This window comes from Parvibaculum sp. (genome assembly GCF_039680535.1).
Taxonomy (GTDB): domain Bacteria; phylum Pseudomonadota; class Alphaproteobacteria; order Parvibaculales; family Parvibaculaceae; genus Parvibaculum.
Window position 1 is genome coordinate 504,517 of record NZ_JBDKSS010000005.1, and the last position, 18,421, is coordinate 522,937.

At 62.1% G+C, this 18,421-nt stretch carries 9 protein-coding genes and 1 pseudogene; 8 read left to right on the top strand and 2 right to left on the bottom strand.

The genetic code is table 11. The features are described from left to right. Position 1: 1 nt before the first annotated feature. Complete coding sequence (locus tag ABFC66_RS03635; protein ID WP_346739621.1) at positions 2–3,409, bottom strand: UvrD-helicase domain-containing protein; 3,408 nt, start codon at positions 3,407–3,409, stop codon at positions 2–4. Then, entirely contained in the window at positions 3,409–6,063 is a 2,655-nt protein-coding gene (locus tag ABFC66_RS03640; protein WP_346739585.1) for a PD-(D/E)XK nuclease family protein, read from the bottom strand. Before ABFC66_RS03640 ends, ABFC66_RS03635 begins: the two co-directional genes overlap by 1 nt. Here ABFC66_RS03640 and ABFC66_RS03645 point away from each other — a divergent pair. From ABFC66_RS03645 to ABFC66_RS03680, 8 genes and pseudogenes are all read left to right on the top strand, one after another. After that, positions 6,028–6,279, top strand: coding sequence for a hypothetical protein (locus ABFC66_RS03645; protein WP_346739586.1), 252 nt, complete (start codon positions 6,028–6,030; stop codon positions 6,277–6,279). The two genes, ABFC66_RS03640 and ABFC66_RS03645, sit on opposite strands and share 36 nt — an antisense overlap. A gap of 81 nt (positions 6,280–6,360) precedes the next feature. After that, entirely contained in the window at positions 6,361–7,239 is an 879-nt protein-coding gene (locus ABFC66_RS03650; RefSeq protein WP_346739587.1) for a WYL domain-containing protein, read from the top strand. Positions 7,240–7,407: 168 nt separating this feature from the next. Then, positions 7,408–8,462, top strand: a pseudogene (locus ABFC66_RS03655) (transposase); the annotation flags it as partial. 153 nt (positions 8,463–8,615) lie between these two features. After that, the gene (locus ABFC66_RS03660) at positions 8,616–8,744 is read left to right on the top strand and encodes a hypothetical protein (protein ID WP_346739588.1); all 129 of its coding nucleotides are present in this window, start codon (positions 8,616–8,618) and stop codon (positions 8,742–8,744) included. A 324-nt stretch (positions 8,745–9,068) separates the two neighbouring features. Next, the gene (locus ABFC66_RS03665; protein WP_346739589.1) at positions 9,069–12,155 is read left to right on the top strand and encodes a helicase-related protein; all 3,087 of its coding nucleotides are present in this window, start codon (positions 9,069–9,071) and stop codon (positions 12,153–12,155) included. Then, positions 12,152–15,874 carry an N-6 DNA methylase gene (locus tag ABFC66_RS03670; RefSeq protein WP_346739590.1) on the top strand — a complete coding sequence of 1,241 codons (3,723 nt, stop codon included), beginning with the start codon at positions 12,152–12,154 and terminating at the stop codon, positions 15,872–15,874. Before ABFC66_RS03665 ends, ABFC66_RS03670 begins: the two co-directional genes overlap by 4 nt. Before the next feature lies 1 nt (position 15,875). Next, the gene (locus ABFC66_RS03675; protein ID WP_346739591.1) at positions 15,876–16,727 is read left to right on the top strand and encodes a DUF6615 family protein; all 852 of its coding nucleotides are present in this window, start codon (positions 15,876–15,878) and stop codon (positions 16,725–16,727) included. 2 nt (positions 16,728–16,729) lie between these two features. Beyond that, positions 16,730–18,223, top strand: coding sequence for an AAA family ATPase (locus tag ABFC66_RS03680; RefSeq protein ID WP_346739592.1), 1,494 nt, complete (start codon positions 16,730–16,732; stop codon positions 18,221–18,223). Positions 18,224–18,421: the final 198 nt, after the last annotated feature.

The window sequence follows — 18,421 nt, forward strand, 5'->3', positions numbered from 1 at the left end:
GTTAGTCCCCCATGTTCTCAGTATAGTGGGATGTCGGATTCGTTGCCCGGACGTGGATGACAACGCCGGAGGTCATCAGCACGATCAGGCCACGCTCGGCGCCGGTCATATCGATATAGGCCCGAACTTGCGCGCGGTAGTGATCGAGCGTTTGGGGATCGGGCGCCACGTCGCTCTTCCAATCCACGATGACGGCGGGGCGGCCTGCGGCGGACAAGGTCAGGGCATCTGCGATCCCGACCGTTGCCGTTTCCACCCCGTTGGCCGCATGCGCGGCATAGACAGGAAACTCGGCTAGAAGACATGGTCGCAAGGCCGCGATATCGGGCAGCGCCAAGGTTCGAATGACACAGCCCGCTAGCTCCTTGGCCGACAGTCCAGTCGCCGGGTCCGCGACCGGGGATCGGCCGAGCGCGCGGATGAGTTCGGCGGCCCGTTCGGCGAGAGCGGCCTCTGCCTCATGGGTTTCGCCGGTCAGCACCTCTTCCATGAGCTTGTGCAGGATAAGCCCGCGTTCGCGGCCGCCCTGAACTGAGGTGGCGGGTTCCAGTTCGCGCGGCTGGTCGTCGTCGACCGAGCTAGTCCAGATACCGGCCTCTTCCTCCTGAAGCACGTTCCCTGCGGTGTTCTCGCCGCGGCTGGGCGCAAGCCAGGTTAGTCGCGTCTGCCGGGCTGCGATCGCTTCGGCTTCCGCTGCGAAGCTCTCGCGCGTCTGACCATTGCTCGCTCCAGCGCCTGCCGTCGCGATGCCGGCAGGCATAGGGGAGACGTCCAGGCCGGGCAGTTCGGCTAGCGAGAGATCGACGATACCGATCCAGGCAGATTTCGACGGCGCCGTGTTGAGCCGGGGCAGAACCAGAAGTTCGCGGGCGCGCGTGGCCGCTACGTACCAGAGCCGGATGCGTTCGCGGTCCAGTTCGTCTTTTTCCGCCTGGCGCGCGACCTCGTACCCGTCGGGCGGGACGCCTAGGACCGGGCAATAGAAAGTCTCCGTTTCACGGTTGAAGACCGCGCTTTCCGGCGCCATGACGCCAGTCATGGTGTTGACCGGAATGACGATTGGCCATTCGAGCCCCTTGGCCGCGTGCATGGTGAAGAGCGCGACGGCTTCCTCCTGTGCATCGGGGCGGCCCTCGACAGCGCGCGCCTCGTCGGCCCAAGCCGCCGTCATCGCCTCGGCGAAGGCGCGCAGGCCGCGCACAGCGTAGCCGGTCGACAAGCTGAGATAGAGATCGACATTGGCGAGCGCGCGCTCGGCCTGGCCGCGATGGCGCTCGAGGAGGAGCGGGCGGACGCGCATCACGTCCACGGCCTGCGAAAGCAGTTCGTGCGGGGTCGTGCTGTTACCGCGCCGGGAAAGCGATTGCAGTCGCTCGATGACGTCGCGCGCGAGCAGGTGTTCGATGACGGCGGGGTCGATGCTGAGATCCAGACGCGGAATCCGATCTGGCTGTTCCTGTGAGCGCGGAAGCCCCCAGACGATGTCCAGCAGTTCTTCCTCGGTGAGGCCGACCAGAGGCCCGCGCAGCAGTGCGCCCAGCGCCAGCGTGTCGCGACGATCGGCGAGGACGCGGGTCAGCGCGATCAGGTCCTGGATTTCCTGGCGGCGGAACAGACCCTTGCCGGCTTGGGTCGCCACGGGGATACCCCGGCGCTCCAAGGCTTCCTCATAGCGCCACAGCTCCGTGCCGGTCGGCGCCAGCAAGGCGATGTCACCGGGCTGGCAGGGGCGTTCCGCTCCGCTGCGCCGGTCGATGATGGGGTGGCTGTCGATCAGCCGAGCGCACAGATCGGCGATGGCCTCGGCCTCGGCGTCACGCTGCTGCTCGGCGCTGGCTTTGCCGTTTTCGTCGGCGACGTCGATGGCCGCCACGCACAGGCCGTCGCGATCGTCATGGAACGGGTCGAGGGCGGTGAAGCCCGGCTGCCCATCGGCCGACAGCACGGCCTCGAAGCGCTCGTTGACGAAGGTGAGGATCGAGGCGCAGGAGCGGAAATTGGTGGAGATCGACAGGAGGCTGCCGGAGTTCTGGGTGCGGAAGGCGTCGCGCGCCTGCAGGTAAGCGCCGACATCGGCGCCCCGGAAACGATAGATCGCCTGCTTTGGGTCGCCGACCAGGAAGAGCGCGCCCGGCCGAATGCGGAACGCGGTCCAGTCATACTCACCATCGACCGGCTCGCCGCACAGCCGCCAGAAGATCTCGGTTTGCAAAGGATCGGTATCCTGGAACTCGTCGACCAGGACATGGGCGAAACGATGCCCGAGCGCGCGGCGTACGGCATCATGGTCGCGCAGCAAGTCGCGCGCGGCGAAAATCAGATCGTCGAAATCGAGCTGAGCGCTGGCGCGCTTGTGGTCGCGATAGCGTTGTAGGATCGGACGCGCTTCGTCGATCAGCGCCGCCAAGGCGTGACCAGCGGCGGCCTGCACAAGCGAGACCCAGGCATCACAGCAGGCGGTATAATGGACCTCGGCTGCGTCGTTCAGCCGATCGCCGTCGGCCTTGGAGAGACCGGCCTGCTTTGCTGCGCCGGCCCATTTGCCCTTCTTGCGGTACGAGGCAAAGGCGCCGGCCTTGGTGCAAAGGTCTGGGTGGGGACGCGAGGTCAGGAGCCGGACAAGGCCCGCAGGCGTTGCGGGATCGGGATCGTTCGCCAAGGCTGTCGCCATCTCGGTCAGCCGCTCGATGATCGTCACCGTTTCCGGCTCGGCCGCCGCCGCGCCATCCATGAAGCCTGCGAAATCGGCGGCGGCCTGCCGGAACGCCGTCAGGTGGCCGTCAAGCAGGGAGACGGGTGGGGCCGCGAGCATGCGGCGGCGGCGCAGATTCTCGGCGATCTTATGGATGAGCGCCACGGTCTCGTCGGGGCTGTGCAGCACCATCTCGGCCAGGATGCCGCCCTGGCCGCCGGACAGGCGTTCGCGCAGCCAGCCGTCGACAATTTCAAGGAAGGTGAGATCGGCTTGGTTGCGGTCCATTACGCCGGCGCCGGGATCGATGTTGGCCTCCGCAGGATAGGGCTTGATCAGGCGCTGACAGAAGCCGTGGATGGTCGAACAGGTGATTTCGTCGATCGCGGCGCTGGCTGCGGCGAGATTGTCGCGCTGGGCCTGGGACAGACCATCGGGTAGCGCCACACGCAGTTCGGCCGCTATCTCGCCAACCGTGAGGTTGGCGACAAACTCCCCGACACGCGACAGCAGCTCGCTCGCGGCGAGTTCGGTGAAGGTAACGGCGGCGATGGAGCGCGGGGAGACGCCTTCGGCGAGCATGACGGCGATGCGGCCGGCCATGACGGCAGTCTTGCCCGAACCCGCGCCGGCCTCGACTAGGATCGACCGATCATGGAGGCTGATCGCATCGCGGCGTGCGCCGTCATCCTTCAGCACGCTGGATATACTGCTCATCATTTCGCCTCCCAGACCTGAGCGACTTCGCCAAGCCGCTTCGTCGCGGCCGGGAGCTTGCGTTTGCAATAGGTGGCGCTGGCGTTGGCCGGCAGGGCGAAGGCGAGGTCGTCATAATCGCCGCCGGTATCCGGGCCAGGCAGGGCCGCTCCGCCGGCGAGACTCGCCCTTGCCGCGCGGAGATAGCCCGTGACCTCCGCGAGCACGGCCTCTGGATCGTCGAGTTGAAGATCGACAGGCTCGCGCGGGTAGAGCAACGAGGCGCTGATGGCGACGTCGTCGCCAAGGAGCGCCTTCACCGCGAAGGCGTAGAGGCAGCGCTGAAGTTCGCGCCCGCCGTTCAGCCGGATGTCGCCCCGCGGCGGCCTGCCCGTCTTGTAGTCGCGCACAAGCGCGCGCTTGCCGTCGCCCGAGATGTCGAGCCGGTCGATATAACCGGCGATGTTGAAGCCGGTGTCGGGAATCGTGACCGGCGCGCTCGCATCCCAAGGCGTCTCCGCGTCGGATTTCGGCTCCGAGCCGCCGAAGGGCACCTCTCCGTAGGAGCGTGCGCCCGGCAGAAGGTCATCGCCATAGGACAGGGCGCGGCCCGCCATCATGCGGGCGTCGTCGAGGGTGCGGCTCCAGATGATGGCCGGCGGAACCGGACGCTCGCTTTCCCAATCGGCAGCGACGGCTTGCGCGGCCCGGGCCGCCGCCGCTTCGACGGTCTCCGTGTCGGCGGAGGTAAGGCCGCCTCCGGTTTTGAGGTCGCGCAAGGCGCGGTCGAGAACCATATGGACGAGATTGCCGATTCCGAGCGCGTCGAGCACAAGCGGTTCGGCGCTGCTCTGCGGTTCGCGCCATCCGAACGCATAGATCCACACGAAGCTGAGCGGATTGCGTAGTAGGCGGCGAAGCGAGCTGGCCGACTGGGTGCGGCTGAGGATGGCGAGAACGAGCGGATGATCTGGCCGCACGAGCCCATCATGTGGGGTGATTTCAGTGCTGCGCCAGGCACGCCAGCAGTGGTGCGCGCTGATCGCCTGCGGATCAACCGCGAAATCCTGCGGCCGGGCCATGAGACGGTCGGTTTCGCTGAAGGCATGCATCGGCACCGCGTTGCGGCGCAGGTAGGTTTCTTTGTTGTGCCCGGTGAGCAGCGGGCTGCGCCCGAGGAGGCGACCGTCGCTGTCGCGCCGGGCGCGCGAGAGGACCACTTCGCCGGTCGTCGTGGCGAGGATCGTCTCAAAATCCCGGCGGTCGGCGAGATTCACCGGAAGCGGATTGAGGGCGGCAGTTGGAATGATGTGATCCGGGATCAGGCGGTCTTCGGCGATTCCGCGCGGCCAGCCCGAGGAATTGAGCCCCAGCAGCCGCACGAACCGGCGGGGCGACGCCGCGAGCGCGCTGGCCGGCATCCAGGCCACGGAGACGCAAGCTTCCAGTCCGTCGTCCTGCTTTAGGGTCTCCAGCGTTGCGTCGATCGAGGCGGCAGGTCCGGCGAGCAGTGCCTTGCGCCAGATCGCCAGCGCCCGACCATTTAGGAAGGCCTCACCGATGTCCGCCGCAGCGTCTGATCCTCGCGCGAGCAATTCTACCGCCGCGCGCAGCGCAGGCGTGTGGTCGGTGCCGTCGGGCCAGTCCTCCGGCGTCAGCCTGGCCAGCAGGTGGCTCCAGGCGGTGGACGTGGAGAGGGGGGCATCTGTAGGCAGAACACGCAGCCAGCCTTCGGGCAACGCCTCGAACGACCCCGAATTCCGGCACAGCGCCGCAAGGCGACGCAGACGCGACTGTGCCAAGCCGTGAACGACAATGTCAGCCAGCGCCGCGGCCGCCTGTCCCTCGCGGGTGGTGACGGTCCTGACTCCATGGACGAAGTGTAGGTCGATGTTGGCGTCCGCGCGTAAGGCCAGGAAGTGATCGTCATAGTTGGCGGGAGAAGCGGTCACGACGGCGATCTCCGAGGGCGACACGCCCGAGGCGAGTAGTGACCGCATCCAGCGCATCGCCTCGATAGCTTCGTGATAGGCCGTCGCCGCACTGACGGCGCTGATTTCCGGCGTTTCCGTCGGTGCTCGCGAAACGTGGACGCCCGTGCCTTCCAGCCATGCAGGAACGCTCCTCGGTCCGGCCGTCCATTGCACTGGGATATGCGCGGTGAGGGCCAGGAGCAGCGGTCTCCAGCAGGGCGAGAGTTCGGTGAGGCCGACGATCTCCATCGGGCCGATGACGGCCGGCGCATGACCTATCCGCGCGATTGCGGCGGCGACGATGTCGACGGGGCGCATCATGCCGGACGGAAGCTGGTCGAGGATGGCCGCTTCCAAGTGCGCAATTGCGCCAAGACGAGGATGATCGACAGCGCGTGCGGTGAGGTCGATGCCCGCGCGCCAGGCTTTTTGGAGCGTGTCGGCCGCAGCATCAATCATGCCGGGAAGCGTCTTGATGCTCTCCAATTCGCCCATCGGAGTGACGGGTAGGGTCTCCTGAATGGCGACGCGCAAGGTCTCGTCGTCGATGGGCCGGGCAAAGCTGCCGGCGAGCCGGACGGCCGCCTGCTCGAATGACATGACCTGAAGACCATGACGGCTGTCGCGGGCCGCAGCCAGGCGGCTTGCCCGCATGGCAAAACTGCCGTGAACGACGAGGGTGGATCGACTCGCGACGGCCATGGCGGCTCTCCTTCCGGGCGTTATTTCTTTTTTGGCCGCTTGATTGGCGCCGATCCGGCCTTCGTCGTCGCGACCTTGCCGCGGTTGGGTCTGTGCAGCACGTCGGTGGTCGTGCTAGGCGCCCGCTTGGTGGCGATTGCTGCTTTTGACCTGCGTCTTGGCATGCCTTGCCTCACTATCGCCGTATCGATCATCATTGACGCGCATCGCCAATGAGAATAGAAAATACACCAATCGTGTCGATATGTCCATATAGTTTTTATTCCCATCGGCATGCGGAACTGGAGAGGAACGCCAATGGCCGCTGCGGCACTAAAATGGGGAGTGGAGCGCCGACTTGAATTCATCGAGTTCCGGTTGTTTTGGGAGGGGGGCGTCAATCGCTCGGACATAATGGACATGTTCGACGTCTCAATGCCTCAGGCGTCTAAGGATCTCACACTTTATCAAGAGCGGGCTCCGAAGAATGTCATTTATGACAAGAGCGCGAAGAGATATGTGGCCAGCCCTAGCTTTTCACCCCTGTTTTTGAGCAAGGATCCGGATGGTTATCTTGCGCGCTTAAAATCATTTGCAGAAGGACTTGTTGAGCCCGGCGAATCTTGGATTGCCAACCCTCCAAGCGTCGACATTGCGCTCACACCGCATCGGGATGTCGATTCTGAGATATTGAGGACAATTCTACAGACTATCCGTGAAGGGCAGTCTGTCGAAGTCTTGTATCAATCAATGAGCAAAGGGCGCGCCGATCCTATATGGCGACGAATTACACCTCATGCTTTCGGATATGATGGTTTCCGCTGGCACGTCCGCGCCTATTGCCATGTGGATAAGAAGTTCAAGGATTTTCTGTTGCCGCGAATGCTCCGTGTGCGTGGGGTGGGCGAGCCCGGTGCTTCATCGGATCAGGACATACTTTGGAACCAAACCTTCGATGTCGAGATCGTCCCTCATCCTGACTTAACTCCAAGCCAGCGTACTGTCGTCGCCAAGGACTACGGTATGAAAAACGGACGAGGTATTCTGAGGGTCCGTTATGCCATGCTGTTCTATGTTCTAAAGCGTCTGGGCTTACTCAGCGATGCGGTTAAGCAAAGCGCCCGCACCCAGCACATCGTCGCACTCAACCGGGAAGCGATCGAGGGGGCGCTCGAGATCGCAGAGCTTCAGCTTTAAAGTCATTAGAGTACGAGGAAATTTTGATGGCGCGGCTTGAAGAGATAAAAACGGCGCATCCATAACCGGCATCGTGGCAGCACAGCCATCGACCTGCTCCCGGTTTTTCGGACCAATTAAAGTTGGAAAATTCTAATTTACCGACCCTGGCCGGACGGAGGATTTTCCATGAAGAAGAAGTTCTGCGAGCAGCAGATTGCCTTCATCCCGCGACAGGCGGAGGAAGGGACGACGGTCGGTGAAGTCTGCCGGAAGGCGGGGATTTCCGAAGCGACCTATTACAACTGGCGCAAGAAGTATGGCGGGCTGATGCCGTCCGAGATGAAGCGGCTGAAGCAGCTTGAAGAGGAAAAACAGCGGCTGAAGAAGCTGGTGGCGGATCTCTCGCTCGACAAGGAGATGCTGCAAGACGTCATCCGCCGAAAATCTGAGACCTGCCCGGAATCAGCGCCTGATCGACCATGTTCGACCGGCCCGGCAGGTCAGCATTCGCCGCGCCTGTCGGACGTTGCCGGTTGACCTATCACTATCGGTCGAGGCGGGATGATCCGACAGCGCTCAGGAACTGGATCAAGGAGATTGCGGAGACGCGGGTGCGCTATGGCTATCGTCGCATCCATGTTCTCCTTCAGAGGGAAGGATGGCGGGTCAATGTCAAACGGGTCTTCCGGCTCTATCGCGAGATGGGCCTGCAATTGCGGAACAAATCGCCCAAGCGACGGGTCAAGGCGAAGCTCCGGGAGGGTCGCTCACCGGCAGATAAGCCCAACCAGATCTGGGCGATGGACTTCGTCCACGACCAGCTCTTTGACGGCAAGAAGATCCGTGTGCTCGCGGTCGTCGATACCTTCACGCGGTTCTCGCCGGCGATCGACGCACGCTTTGCCTACAAGGGCGCCGACGTCGTCGACACGCTTGAGCGTGCCGCGCAAGAGATCGGCTACCTGAAGACGATACGTCTCGACAATGGTCCGGAGTTCATCAGCAGAGAACTCGATCTCTGGGCCTTCATGCGCGGCGTGACACTCGACTTCTCGCGGCCCGGCAAGCCAACGGATAATGCTTTTGTCGAAAGCCTCAACGGTAAGTTCCGTGCGGAGTGCCTGCACACCAACTGGTTCCTGAGCCTCGACGAGGCGCGCGCAAAATGCGAGGCTTGGCGTAGAGACTACAACGAGATCCGACCGCACAGCGCGATCGGAAACGAAGTGCCGATCGGGCTTCATCTTCCGGCCGGCACCCCCGGCCAGCCTGCCGTCAGACGAAGCCGGAATTTACCAGCGCAGCTGGTCCAACGTTGGGGGCAAGTTCACTACCATTGCCGAAAAGATCCATTTCGCCCTAAATAGCGCAATGGATCGCTACGGGATTCGGTCATGAAAACCATGTCGGCGAGCGAAGCGAAGAACGGGTTCGGCCTGATGATCGACACCGCGCGTGCAGAGCCGGTGCTGATCGAAAAGAACGGGCGTGGTGGTGGTGGTCGTCTCGATGGAAGAATATGAACGGCTTTCCGTGCAATCCGGACGCATGGACAAGGAGGGAAACGGGAACCAGGGGGGTGTCGAAAGTGGTCAATGAAGCGTTCGCTCGCGCAAAAATAGACTTGGTCTTTGAACCTGTAGTCGCTTCTGGCTTCAGGCAACGTTGAATGAGGAGTAGGCGTGGGAACGGGGCGATCAGGCATTAGGGATAACCGTAGCAGGGGGGCGGTCCATGAGTTCATCACGGAGCGCGCGGTTCCGGACAGCCGCCTGTCCGTTGTCTCGGCTTATTTTACGACTTTCGCTTACGACCGTCTCCGCACGACGTTGGACGGCGTCGAGCAAATGCGTTTCCTCTTCGGCGAGCCGAGATTCCTGAAGGATGCGGACAATGCTGGCCTCGTGCCGCCCGCTTTCTCGTTTGATGAGTCCGGGCTGCGTCTCACTGACCAAATCCGGCAGCGGGCCGCCGCGTTGCGGTGTGCCCAATGGATCAAGGATCGCGTCGAAATACGGTCGGTCAAGCGCTCGGGCCTGCTGCACGGAAAGCTGATCCATATCGACGACGGACGTCGTCCGTACGCGGTGCTCGGCAGCTCGAACTTCACAGTAAACGGGCTAGGGCTGGGTGACTCGCCGAACATCGAGCTCAATCTGATTGTCGATAGCGATCGCGACCGGGAGGATCTGCTGGCTTGGTTCGACGAGCTATGGAGTGACACTGGCCTGACCGAGGACGTGCGCGAGGAGGTGCTACGTGCCCTCCAAGCGAGCTACGCCCACGCCGCTCCCGAGCTGGTGTATTTCAAGACGCTGCTCCACCTATTCGGCGACTTCCTGATCGACCAAGCAGCGGAAGAGGCGCTGATCCAGCAGACGGCATTCGAGCAGACGGCGATCTGGCGCACGTTGTTCGATTTCCAGCGCGATGGCCTGCGCGCCGTGCTCGCCAAGATCGAAAAACATGGCGGCTGCATCCTTGCCGACAGCGTCGGTTTGGGCAAAACCTTCACCGCACTGGCCGTCATCAAGTGGTTTGAGAAGCGCAACAAGAACGTGCTCGTGCTGTGCCCGAAGAAGCTGCGCGAGAATTGGACCGACTACCTCGCCGCCAACAACAGCGAGATGAATCCGCTGCGCGAAGACAGGTTCGGCTACACGGTCCTTTCTCATACCGATCTTTCGCGTGAGAAAGGCAAAGTCGGTGACATCGACCTCGCGCGGATCGAATGGGGCAACTACGATCTCGTCGTCATCGACGAGTCCCATAATTTCCGAAGCGCATCACGGAACAAGACAGCAGGCGGGCGCCGCAGCCGCTACGAGTGGTTGATGGACGAAGTCATCAAAGCCGGCCTCCCAACCAAGGTTCTGCTGCTTTCGGCTACACCGGTGAACAACGATCTGAGCGACCTCAAAGCTCAGCTCGACCTGATTTCTGCGGAAAAGGGAGATGGTTTTGTGGACCTAGGCGTGCCCAACCTCGGCACGTTGATCGGCGGCGCACGACGACGCTTTGCCGACTGGGCGAAAAGCGGCAGTCGCGACTCCGGCGAGTTGCTGGACAAGCTGCCACCTGCGCTGTTCGGACTGCTCGATGGCGTTACCATCGCGCGCTCGCGCAAACATGTCGAACGTCACTATGCCGCTTCGATGGAGAAAATCGGGGGCTTCCCGAAACGGGCCGCGCCCGAATCCGTTTTCGCCAGTATCGACAGCCAAGGTGGCTTTCCGGCTTTCGAGGACGTCGATGCCGCAATCAGCAAGCTCGAACTGGCGCTTTACGGCCCACTGACCTTCGTGCTTCCAGAGTACCGCGCCCTCTATGACAAGGGCGGGAACTTCGACCAAGCCAACCGCGAGAAATACCTCATCGCCATGATGAAGGTCGGCTTCCTCAAGCGGCTGGAAAGCTCGGTAAGCTCTTTCCGTCAGACGATGGACCGCATGATCGCCCGCATCGACCAACGGCTTGGCGATCTCGACAGCTACGACGCGGCGGCGGCCGTCGACATGCCTGCGCCGGACGAGATCGAATTGGATGACGAGTTGGCGGAAGCTTTCGAGGTCGGCGGCGCGCTGAAATACAACCTCGCTCACATCGACCGGGCGGCGTGGAAGGCAGCGCTGACCCGCGACCGGGAGCGGATCGCTGCGTTGACCGCAGAAGCGCGCAAGGTCACCCCTGATCGCGACGCCAAGCTAAGCCGGCTCAAGGACATTATCCGCGCAAAGGCGACCAAACCCACCACCAACCGCGACGGCGAAGCCAACCGAAAGATTATTCTTTTCACCGCCTTCACCGACACCGCTCGTTATCTCTACGAGGAGTTGCTGCCTCTTGCGCGCGAATGCGGCCTGCAAACAGCGCTGGTGACGGGCGACGGCTGCAAGGCGACTTTTGGCCGGGCGCGCTTTCAGGACGTGCTAGTCAACTTCGCGCCGCGCGCCAAACGCCGGGCGTCAATGCGTGGCGCTGAGACCAGCGGCGAAATCGACCTGCTGATCGCCACAGACTGTATCTCGGAAGGTCAGAATCTCCAGGACGCCGATCTGCTGGTGAATGTGGATATTCACTGGAACCCGGTGCGCCTCATTCAGCGCTTCGGGCGGATCGACCGGATCGGTAGCCGCAACGCCACGATCCGCATGGTCAATTTCTGGCCAACCGAGGACCTGAACAGATATTTGCGCCTCAAGGATCGGGTGGAAGCCCGCATGGCGCTGGTCGATCTTTCGGCCACGGGCGACGACGATCTCCTCAACGCGCGCGCCGAGGCAGACGGCGACGCGCGCTGGCGCGACGAGCAACTGCTCCGCCTGAAGGATGAGGTGTTCGACTTGGAGGAAACCGGAGGCGGCGTGACGCTGGCCGATTTCGCGCTCGACGATTTCCGCGCTGACCTTCTCGGTTTCGCTCGCGCTAACGAGCAGGCGTTGCGCGCCGCGCCACTGGGGCTCCACGCGATCGTTCCCAATGAGATCGCGGGCGCCGTCCTCGACCCCGGGGTAATCTTCTGCCTTCGCCGCCGTCCGCCCGATCCGAACCCAGAGCAGGCGAAGATCAACCCCCTCGATCCCCACTATCTTGTCTATGTGAGAGATGACGGTTCGGTGCGCCTCGGTTTCGGACAGCCCAAGCCGATCCTAGAAGCCTATCGCGCGCTCTGCCTGGGGCATGACGAGCCCTTCGAGGCGCTGTGCAATGCCTTCGACGATGAGACAGACCACGGCGAGAAGATGGATTGTTACGATGGATTGATCCGCGCCGCCGTCGCCTCGATCGGCGAGACCTCGGCGACGCGCACCTTGGCGGTGCTAGCAGGCTCGCGCGGCGCGCGGGTGCCCGACGGGGCCGCGCAGGCTCGGGCCAGTCTGGACTATGATCTCATCACCTGGCTGATCGTCAGGCCAGCGGGGCGCGCAGAATGAGCCACGCCGCAGAACGCCTCGCTGCGATCCGCGATGCGGTTTCAGGGCTTGCCGGTGGTGACCTCGCGGTCGCGGGTCGGAAGCTGCTCGATGTCATGGGCTATCGCAGCCCCAAGACGCTGGACGCGCCCGCCGCGCCCGCTCAGTTCCTCGCAGCGCTCGGCATGGACGCGTCGCACTTCGAGACGGGCCGCTGGCGCGCGGTGCATTTCCTTTTCCAGCTTACCGGCGACGAACTGCCGGCCCTGTCACGCGGCGGAGATCCGGCCACCGGCGAGAGCTTCCAGCGCAGTGCGATCGATTCCTTCGTCTTCCTCGCAATCGACCTCGACGACGGCGGCTGGTCGCGCCGCCAGCTCGTGGCGATCGTGCGCGCCCTCAATCGCGGCTTTGCCATGCCCGCGATCGTGCTGTTCCGCCATGGTGCGCGGGCAACGCTGACGGTGATCGACCGCCGCGCCAGCCGGCGCGACGCCTTGCGCGACGTGGTCGGCGGGCGGATCAGTCTGATCAAGGACATCGAGCTCGCCCGGCCTCATCGTGCCCATGTGGAAATCCTAGCCGACCTGTCGCTCGCCGCGCTCGCCCGGCGCAAGGCCCCGTCGGACTTCCGCGCGCTCTATGATTTGTGGCTGGAGACGCTGTCAGCCGCCGAACTCAATAAGCGATTCTATGAGGAACTGGCTGACTGGTTCGCCTGGGCCAGCACCAGCGCGCCGCTCGCCTTTCCCAAGGGACAGGGCAACGGCGAGGGCGCCAAGGAAATCGCGCTGATCCGTCTGCTCACGCGACTGATGTTCGTCTGGTTCATCAAGGAAAAGGACCTTGTCCCAGAGGCGCTATTCGATGGACCTTCGCTGGCGAAGATGTTGAAGGAGCCGCCCGCAGCGACGCCCAGCGGTCACGGGTACTATCTCGCCATCCTCCAGAACCTGTTCTTCGCCACCCTCAATACCGAAACGCCCGAACGGCGCTGGCGGCACGACGAGAGCGGGCAGTCAAAGGACTATCTCGGCCACCATGTCTATCGTCACGCTGTCCAGTTCGCCGAACCGGACAAGGCGTTGGAAGCCTTTGCCAGCGTGCCTTTCCTCAACGGCGGCCTGTTCGAATGCCTGGATACCGAGATCGCCAGCGACGATCCGCGCGCGGGCCATGCCGAGCGGGAGCGTGGGCGGCTGATCCTGCGCATTGACGGCTTTTCCGATCAGCCGGACAAGCAGCCGCGCTTGCCTAACGCCCTGTTCTTCGGCGGGGCGAAGGGCGTCGATCTCTCCGGCTGGTTCGAGAAGGCCAAAGCGCCGCGCGACGTACCCGGCCTGATCGACCTGTTCGAGCGCTATAAATTCACCGTCGAGGAAAACACGCCTCTGGAGGAAGAAGCCGCTCTTGATCCTGAGTTGTTGGGCAAGGTGTTCGAAAACCTGCTCGCGTCCTACAACGAAGACACCAAGACCACTGCCCGCAACAAGTCCGGCAGTTTCTACACCCCGCGCGAGGTCGTCGATTTCATGGTCGACGAGGCGCTGGTCGCCTGGCTGCTGCCGAAGCTCCCGAGCGAATTGGGATTGGAGGCCAAGGGTGATGACGAAGCTCGTCTCCGCGCGCTCCTCAGTTTCGCCAGCCGCACGCACGATTTCAGCCCCGCGCAAGTAGGTGCGCTGATCGCCGCCATCGAAAACTGCAAGGCCATCGACCCGGCCGTGGGGTCGGGCGCCTTCCCACTCGGCTTGCTGCAAAAGCTGGTCCACATGCTCGACGTGCTGGATCCCGGTGGGGAGAGGTGGAAGGCGCGCAACCGGCTCTACTACGAGCGCCGGCTCACCGAGGCTGAGGCCATTCCTGCCGCCAATGAGCGATCTGCCGAGATCAAGAAGGCTGTGGAAGCGCTGGCTGAATTCGACGCCAAGTTCGAATGCGGCCACTATCCCGATTACACGCGTAAGCTGTTCCTGATCGACCGCTGCCTTCACGGCGTCGATATTCAGCCGATCGCCGTGCAAATAGCTAAGTTGCGCTGTTTCATCAGCCTTGCGGTCGAACAGAAGGAAAAGCCCGGACGCCCCAATCGCGGTATCACGCCTTTGCCTAACCTCGAAGCCAAGTTCGTCGCTGCCAACACGCTGACCCCGCTGCACCGTCGCGGCCAAGTGGGACTCGTGAGCCAAGATTTGCTAGCTAACCAGCGCGCGCTGCGCGAGGCCAATCGCGCATTTTTCGCTGCGCCAAATGGTGCCGCCAAGCGCGCGGTTCAGAAGAAGATTACAACCCTGCGTAAGGAAATTGCTGGTGAAGTGGCGCGCGACCATGCCTTTGCCGGCGACGACGCCAGGAAGCTCGCGGCTTGGGACCCGTTTGATCCCAACGCCTTCGCGCCCTTCTTCGATGCAGAATGGATGTTTGGGCTAAGCCCCGATGATGTCTATTTTGATGTCATCTTGGGTAACCCACCATACAGGCAGATCAAGAAGAACGAGTATTCGAAGCTCGACTACCCCTTTACGGAGGGAAAGGAGAAGGGGAAACAGAACCTTTATAAGATTTTTATTGAACGCGCGAAACAGCTCGCAGGAAGAGACGGGCAAGTGTGCCTGATAGTTCAAAGCAGCTTGATGGCGGACGCTTCCGCAACCGAGACTCGAAGGATGCTTTTGGATCACTCGCGTCTGTCGATTGTGATGGAATTCCCGAAAAAATCAGCTGATGCGACCGCACAGGTTTTTGAATCCGTTCTTCAGGGAACGTGTATTCTTCAATTCAAGGGTACGGGCAGCACGGACGCTCTTCGCCTCTCGCACGGAAACAACACCAAGACCATTTCCTCACCTGTATGGACCGAGCTGACAGCGAGCACGATCAAGCGGCTCTTTCCGCACTCCTGCATCCTTCCACTGGTTGGCCCCTCCGATCTGCGCGTTATGGAGGCCATTCGCGCCCAAAGTGTCCTGCTCGAGGCGCTGGTGGATGTCGAACAGTCTACAAAGGGAGACCTAAATCTCGGCACCAACGCTAACATGATCTCAGATGTACCGACGGGAGTCATGTTGATCCGAGGTGCGCATGTGGGGCGCTACGTCCTGAAGTACGACGGCGAGAGTTGGATAAACAGCAAGTTTCGGCCTGACAAACGGCTGGTGAACAGGGACAACAGAATTCTGGTTGGTCAAAACATAACCGGCACAACCGATCCGTTCCGTCTTATCTTTTGCGAGATCGCGTCGGGACAGGAGTATCTCGTCGGAGATTCCGCCCTGAAGGTTGTGCCGATAGACGACGAGGATGCAGAGTTCATCCTTGCGTGCCTGTGCTCGAAACCCCTGGACTGGTATTTTCGACGCACCAGCACCAACAATCACGTGAACGTGTACGAGCTACTTGAGCTTCCGATTCCGAACGCCAACGCCGAAGAAAAGGAGAGCGTCTCGGTTGCCGTGCGGTGCATTCTCGCCGGCGCCGAGCGCCCCCGCTTGGAAGCTCTGATCAACGCCTTCGTTTACGAGCTATTTTTCGTTGAGGAACTGCATGCACGGAGTCTTCGCCCCTTCGCTGCCGCACGCGCGGCGGGGCTAATGAGTCTGGCCCGCCTCGAAGGGCCCGCGCTCGCCCGCGCCGCCGACGACTGGTCCCGCTGCCTCGCCGACCCCGCCCACACCCTCTACGCCACCCTCTTCGACCTGCAATCCATCGACGCGGTCAGGATCATCGAAGGGCGGGTGTGACATGGCAACGGGAGGAGCAAGATCGCCACTGTGCGCCTTCGCAGATTGGTTTCCGTCTCAAGTTGCCGCTGAACTTGAGCAGGCGCGCACGCTAAAACACCAATCCCGTGAAACCTCCTGGACAGACCGTATGCTTCTCGAACTGAAGAAGCTGCGCGATCCGCGCATCATCGTCCAGAATTCGAACGAGCGGGTCACCGGCGCCGACATGGATTGGCATTTCGTAGACTTCGGCGGCCGGCATCTTCATCTCGCCGTTCAGGCGAAGATTTTGCACTATACCGCCACGCAGACACCATACCGGTATGGCGATTTGGCCTATCCGGATTGGACAGGTGGGCAGTCACGGCAGCTTACGAATTTCGCGCGAAGACAGTTGCGGGGCGGATTCAGCACCTTTCCCCTCTATCTCTTCTACAATCCGGCTGTGATCGCACCGTGGCCCTGGTCATGCGCTTCCGGCATCATGCTCGCCAGCGGCTATCGTATTCGAGACCATCTTGATCGAGAGCGGCGGAACAGTGCGACCAATAAAGTGCCGTCACAGGCGGTGGAATTCACAAAAATCCGGCCACTGATGTTCTGTCTACATGCAATATTTTGTCAGCCAAAGGATGTTGTGCCGAATCCTGACGAAATTGCGCAGGCGCTCATAAACGTAGATGATTCGATCGGCGGGACGATTGGCAGACGCAGTCGGCGACAACTGAGCGCCAGTGATCGTGTCCCGGACGATATTCGGCGGATCGCGCGAGCCATGCATGATCGCACGGGAGATAGCAGCCCCATCGAAAGCGATGAATCCGGGCGCATAGAACGGCCCCGTGTGATCTTCCTCAGCGGGAAACGCTGATTGTGGAGGATGGAGGGAAACCAGCGTCGCAGCCGTTGCGGATTGAAAGCCTCTCGTTGCGCGCCTATCGGGCGTTCAGCGCTGAGTTGGAAATCCCAGTCCAAGGCCGCAACCTGATCGTGTATGGCGAGAACGGTGCGGGCAAGTCCTCGATCTACAAGGCGCTGCGTGACCTGTTCGCCCGGCGTCCACGCCCCGACGCGCTCAAGAACAATACCCATGTCCACCCGCTCGACCCGTCTTTGACACCGCGTGTCACCGTCACCTTCAATGATGGCGCCTTGCCACTCGAATGGACAGAGGTGCGGCATCCCGGCCTGCCGACGGCTGACCCGCGCGTGGCGCTGGCGGCGCTACGCAGTTCTTTCCTCGACTATCATGCGCTGCTGGAAACCAACGCCTTCCACGGCCAGCGCCGTCCAAATCTGTTTGACCTCGCCATAGAAACCCTGCTCGCCGATTTCGCCGACGCCACATCCGGCAAGACCCTTGCCGAGCGCTGGAGGGAAACCGAACGCGCCAGGCCACTCGCACACCATTCGAATGCCAATTATCTGACCCAGGTCGAGACTGCCTGTGCGGCCTTCAACGCCGGCTTGGAAGCGGCGCTCGACGCCATGTTGCCGATCGTCAACGATCTGCTCGCCGATCTAGGCCGCCACGAAATGCGGATTGAGGCGTTCGAGCGCGGGACCGTGCGTTATAACAACGCGCGGCTGAAGAGGGATCGCGGTTTCGCGGGGAAGGAGCTGTATGCAAGGCTGGAGTTCCGAGGGTATTATCCGCAACAGCCGCAGCATTTCCTGAACGAGGCGCGGCTTTCAGCCTTGGCGCTGGCCTTCTATCTGGCCGGCCGTCTTGCCTGCGTGCCTTCGGCGCCCTCGCCGGCGCTCAAGCTGTTGGTGTTAGACGATGTGCTGGTCGGGCTCGACTATGCCAACCGCCGACCGCTACTGACTGTGCTGGAGAAATATTTCTCGGACTGGCAGATTGTCCTGCTCACCCACGACCGTCATTGGTTCGAGGTCGTGCGCGCTGCTATACCAACCGATCGCTGGACCAGCCATGAGATGTACGAAATGGTTGCCTTCACAGGTGAAGCGACACCCTATCTGCGCCCGGTGCCGTCGGACATCGTAAAAGCTACGCTTGAGCAAGCCCGCGCCTTCATCGACCAGAAGCATCTGCCCGCCGCTGCCAATTACGCGCGCTCCGCCTGCGAGTTGCTGCTGCGCAAGCAGTGCAAGGACAAGAAGGTTGAATTTCCATACAACCCGGACCCGAAGAAAATCACTTTCGAGCAACTCAAGAAAGGTCTCGAGAATAAGCTCGCTGGGATCCAGCCGAAACTCGACGCGCTGGCGGCGATCACACCGCACCAGGCTCGCATCCTCAACCCGCTGTCGCATGACCCCACCACTTCGCTCAATGAGGCCGAGGTGGTTGCGGCCATAAACGCGGTCGAAGCCCTGATGACGGCGCTGCGAGCCCCATGATCGACTTGGCGCGGAGCGTCATAGCGCTATGGCGTAAGGGTAGTTCTCATCTTCGCCTGCCGCAGCGCTCCATCGTAGACGGGTGCCACCTAATCGCGTGTTAAACGGGTTTAATCATCTGGATACGGTGCGCGGAATGACGCCAGACGTTTTGCTGCCGACCGCTACAACCTATGCACAATCCTATGCAGAGGCGCT

Excerpts from the sequence above, each read along its gene's own strand:
- ABFC66_RS03635 (WP_346739621.1), bottom strand. The coding sequence starts at position 3,409 with ATGAGCAGTATATCCAGCGTGCTGAAGGATGACGGCGCACGCCGCGAT.
- ABFC66_RS03640 (WP_346739585.1), bottom strand. The coding sequence starts at position 6,063 with ATGGCCGTCGCGAGTCGATCCACCCTCGTCGTTCACGGCAGTTTTGCC.
- ABFC66_RS03650 (WP_346739587.1), top strand. The coding sequence starts at position 6,361 with ATGGCCGCTGCGGCACTAAAATGGGGAGTGGAGCGCCGACTTGAATTC.
- ABFC66_RS03660 (WP_346739588.1), top strand. The coding sequence starts at position 8,616 with ATGAAAACCATGTCGGCGAGCGAAGCGAAGAACGGGTTCGGCCTGATG.
- ABFC66_RS03665 (WP_346739589.1), top strand. The coding sequence starts at position 9,069 with ATGCGTTTCCTCTTCGGCGAGCCGAGATTCCTGAAGGATGCGGACAAT.
- ABFC66_RS03670 (WP_346739590.1), top strand. The coding sequence starts at position 12,152 with ATGAGCCACGCCGCAGAACGCCTCGCTGCGATCCGCGATGCGGTTTCA.
- ABFC66_RS03675 (WP_346739591.1), top strand. The coding sequence starts at position 15,876 with ATGGCAACGGGAGGAGCAAGATCGCCACTGTGCGCCTTCGCAGATTGG.